The sequence below is a fragment of the Promicromonospora sp. NPDC060271 genome (genome assembly GCF_042726755.1).
Classification (GTDB): Bacteria; Actinomycetota; Actinomycetes; order Actinomycetales; family Cellulomonadaceae; genus Promicromonospora.
Genome location: NZ_JBHXBG010000272.1, coordinates 1 through 4,427 on the forward strand (window position 1 = coordinate 1; position 4,427 = coordinate 4,427).

Here is a 4,427-nt window from a genome sequence, read left to right on the forward strand (position 1 = left end):
CCAGAACATGTCAGACGCTCAGGTCACCCGGATGACCTGAGCGTCTGACATGTCGGTTACGCAAGCCGCTTGCAGGAGCACGCAATCCCTGCAAGCGGTTTGCGCTATCCGGACTAGGATCGACGTCATGTCGAGACGGTTAGCGGATGTGGCGAAGAAGGTCGGCGTGAGCGAGGCGACGGTCAGCCGTGTGCTCAACGGGAAGCCGGGAGTCTCCCAGAGCACCAGGGATGCCGTGCTCACGGCCCTGGACGTGCTGGGCTACGAGCGGCCCACCAAGCTGCGGGGCAGCCGCGGCAGGCTCGTCGGGCTGGTCCTCCCCGAGCTCGTGAACCCGATCTTTCCCGCGTTCGCGGAGGTGATCGGCGGGGCGCTGGCCCAGCAGGGCTACACGCCGGTGCTCTGCACCCGCACGGCCGGCGGCGTCACCGAGGCCGAGTACATCGACCTGCTGCTGCAGCAGCAGGTCTCCGGCGTGATCTTCGCGGGCGGCTTCTACGCCGAGCGCGAGGCCGACCACTCCCACTACCGGCGGCTGGAGGACCTCGGGCTGCCCGTCGTGCTCATGAACGCGTCGATCGAGGACCTCGGCTTCCCGCGGGTCGCCACCGACGACCTCGTGGCGATCGAGCAGGCGATGGGGCACGTCGCATCGCTCGGGCACCAGCGGATCGGCCTGCTGCTCGGCCCGGCCGATCACGTCCCGTCGGAGCGCAAGCTCGCCGCCGCCCGCCGGTTCGCGAAGCGGAACGACCTCGACCTGGACGACGACCTGGTGGTGCACTCGCAGTACTCGCTGGAGAGCGGCCAGGCGGCGGCCAACCGGCTCATCGACCGCGGCGCCACCGCGATCGTGTGCGCCAGCGACCCGCTCGCCCTCGGTGCGATCCGGGCGGTGCGCCGCGTCGGGCTGTCGTGCCCGGCGGACGTCTCGGTGGTCGGGTTCGACGACTCGGCGCTGATGAACTCGACCGACCCGGCCCTGACCACCGTCCGCCAGCCGATCGAGCCGATGGGGCGCGCCGCCGTCGACCTGCTCGCCGCGCTCATCGACGGCGGCGACGTGCCGCGCGACGAGCTGTTGTTCGAGCCGGAGCTCGTGGTCCGCGCCTCCACCGCCGCGCAGAAAATTGTCACAAATCGATAAGGCTACTGTCGAGTTCTTGCGTAGTCGTTGTCGTGTGATTTACGGTTCCCTGCATGACGACGACGTCCGAGCCTGCAGCAGACCCGCGACCCGCCGGGCCCGAGTGGTGGCGCAGCGCGGTGATCTACCAGATCTACCCCCGCAGCTTCGCGGACGGGAACGGCGACGGGACCGGTGACCTCGCCGGCGTCCGCTCGCGGCTCGGCTACCTGCGGGACCTGGGCGTCGACGCCATCTGGTACACGCCCTGGTACGCCTCGCCCCTGGCGGACGGCGGCTACGACGTGCGGGACTACCGCCGGATCGACCCGGCGTTCGGCACCCTCGACGACGCCGAGGCGCTCATCGCCGAGGCCGGCGAGCTGGGGATCCGAACCATCGTCGACGTGGTCCCCAACCACGTCTCGGCCGAGCACGAGTGGTTCCGCGCGGCGCTCGCGGCCGGCCCCGGCTCGCCGGAGCGCGAGCGGTTCTGGTTCCACGACGGCGGGGGCGCCGACGGGGCGCAGATCCCGACCGGGTGGGTCTCCAGCTTCCAGGGCCAGACCTGGACGCGCACGACGAACCCCGACGGCACGCCCGGCCAGTGGTACCTGCACCTGTTCACCCCGGAGCAGCCGGACCTGAACTGGAACCACCCCGACGTCCGGCAGGAGCACGAGGACGTCCTGCGGTTCTGGTTCGACCGGGGCGCGGCCGGCATCCGGATCGACTCGGCGGCGCTCATCGTCAAGGACCCCGCGCTGCCGGAGGTCCCGGAGACGCCGGGCCCGGGGGAGCACCCCCACCTGGACCGCGACGAGATCCACGACATCTACCGCGGGTGGCGGCGCGTCGCGGACTCGTACGCCGAGCCGCGCGTGCTCGTCGGCGAGGTGTGGCTGGCGGACCACGAGCGGTTCGCCCAGTACCTGCGCCCCGACGAGATGCACACGGCGTTCAACTTCGACTTCATGGCCCGCCCCTGGGACGCGAAGGAGCTGCGCGAGTCGATCCGGACGACGCTCGAGGCGCACGCCCCCGTCGGTGCACCGGCCACATGGGTGCTGTCGAACCACGACGTCACGCGGCCCGTGACCCGGTACGGCCGCGAGGACTCCTCGTTCGACTTCGCGGCCAAGCGGTTCGGCACGCCGTCCGACCTGGAGCTCGGCACGCGCCGGGCGCGGGCCGCCGCCCTGCTGGTCGCGGCGCTGCCCGGCGCCCTGTACGTCTACCAGGGCGACGAGCTCGGCCTGCCGGAGGTGGAGGTCCCGAAGGAGCTCATTCAGGACCCCATGCACTTCCGGTCGGACGGCGTCGACCCCGGCCGGGACGGCTGCCGTGTCCCGCTCCCGTGGACCCGGACGGGCACGAGCCTCGGGTTCGGGCCGGACGGCGGCGCGGCGCCCTGGCTGCCCCAGCCCACCGGCTGGAACGACCGCTCCGTCGAGGCGCAGGACGGCGACCCCGACTCGATGCTGAGCCTCTACCGCCGTGCGCTGCACCTGCGGCGCGACCTCACGGCGCTCCACACCGAGGAGCTCACCTGGCTCGGCCTCGAGGCCGGCGGCCAGGGCGACGACGTCGTCGCCTTCACCCGCGGCGCCCGCTTCGCGTGCGTCGTCAATCTCGGGACGGCTCCCGTCCCGCTGCCCGCCGGAGCCGCGGTGCTCCTGGCGAGCGGCCCCGTCGACGGCGAGATCGGGCCGGACACGGCCGTCTGGCTCGACCTGCCGTCCTGATCCCCTCTTCCCCGCACGTCTTCCCCCCCCAGAGATGCCGCCCCAGCGGCACACGACCAAGGAGTGACAATGAAGTCAGCACACAAGCGCACGGCGATCGCCCTGGTGGGCGTCCTGTCCGTCGCGGGAACCCTCACGGCCTGCGGCACTGGCGAGGACCCGGCCGCGGAGCCGACGGGCCCGGTGACCATCGAGGTCTCCATCGACGCCGGTCTCGAGCAGGAAGCCATCGACGCCTTCGACGAGCGCATCGCGCAGTTCGAGGAGGCCAACCCGGACATCCAGGTCGAGACGAAGGAGTTCACCTGGTCGGGCACGACGTTCGCCGCCGAGCTCGCGGGCGGCACACTGCCCGACGTCTTCCCCATCCCGTTCACCGACGGCCGGGCGCTGATCGAGCGCGGGCAGATCGCCGACGTCAGCGAGCTGGTGGCCGAGCTGCCGTACGCCGACCAGTTCAACCCCACCATCGCCGCCGCGGGCCAGGACGCCGAGGGCGGCATGTGGGCGGTCCCGATCGCCGCCTACAACCAGGGCCTGCACTACAACCGTGCGCTCTTCGAGGAGGCAGGGCTCGACCCGGACGACCCGCCGGCCACGTGGGACGAGGTGCGCGAGGCCGCCAAGGCCATCTCTGACAAGACCGGCCAGGCCGGCTATGCCCACATGACGCAGAGCAACACGGGCGGCTGGATCCTCACCACCGAGACGTACGCGCTCGGCGGCCGCATCGTCGAGGGCGAGGGCGAGGAGGCGACCGCCACCGTCGACAACGACGCCACGGTCCGCGCCCTCGAGATGCTGCAGGAGATGCGCTGGGAGGACGACTCGATGGGCTCGAGCTTCCTGTACGACTGGGGCACCATCAACCAGGACTTCGCCGCCGGGAAGATCGGCATGTACATCTCGGGCGGCGCGAACTACCCCAACCTGTTCACCCAGAACCAGATGAACCCCGACGAGTACGGCGTCACGGTGCTGCCGCTGGAGGGTGACGACGCCGGCACGCTCGGCGGCGGCACGCTCGCCGCGGTGAGCTCCGCGGCGTCCGAGGCGGAGCAGGCGGCCGCCGTGAAGTGGATCGACTTCTACTACATCTCCAAGCTGACCGACCAGGACGCCGCCGTGGCCGAGGCCGAGGTCGCTGCCGAGACCGACCAGCCCGTCGGCGCCCCCGCCCTGCCGATCTTCGACCGGGCGACGTACGAGGAGCAGCAGGGCTGGATCAAGGACCTCGTCAACGTCCCGCTGGAGAACTTCGCCCCGATGACGGAGCAGATGTTCGACCAGCCCGTCATCCCGGAGCCCGCCGTCGCGACCCAGGACGTGTACGCGGCGCTCGACCCGGTGGTCCAGGCGGTGCTGACCGACGAGAACGCGGACATCGACGCCCTGCTCGCCGACGCGCAGACCCAGGTCCAGACCCTGCTCGACCGCAGCTGACCTCCGTCGGCAACTCGGTCACCGTCAAGATCGCGGGCCGGTCGAGCGACGGCCGGGACGCCGAGTTCAGCGCGTCCGGCAAGACGATCACCTTCCACGGCTTCCTCAAGGCC

At 71.4% G+C, this 4,427-nt stretch carries 3 protein-coding genes; all 3 read left to right on the forward strand.

Annotated elements, in window-relative coordinates; translation table 11 throughout:
* Positions 1-127 precede the first annotated feature (127 nt).
* The 3 genes from ACFWE2_RS24645 to ACFWE2_RS24655 all read left to right on the forward strand — a co-directional run bounded on the left by ACFWE2_RS24645 (position 128) and on the right by ACFWE2_RS24655 (position 4,314).
* On the forward strand, positions 128-1,147 hold the full coding sequence (locus tag ACFWE2_RS24645; RefSeq protein WP_377226844.1) for a LacI family DNA-binding transcriptional regulator: 1,020 nt from the start codon (positions 128-130) through the stop codon (positions 1,145-1,147).
* A 53-nt stretch (positions 1,148-1,200) separates the two neighbouring features.
* On the forward strand, positions 1,201-2,871 hold the full coding sequence (locus ACFWE2_RS24650) for a glycoside hydrolase family 13 protein (protein ID WP_377226845.1): 1,671 nt from the start codon (positions 1,201-1,203) through the stop codon (positions 2,869-2,871).
* Between the two features lie 69 nt (positions 2,872-2,940).
* Positions 2,941-4,314, forward strand: a complete 1,374-nt coding sequence (locus tag ACFWE2_RS24655; protein ID WP_377226846.1) for an ABC transporter substrate-binding protein — start codon at positions 2,941-2,943, stop codon at positions 4,312-4,314.
* Positions 4,315-4,427: the final 113 nt, after the last annotated feature.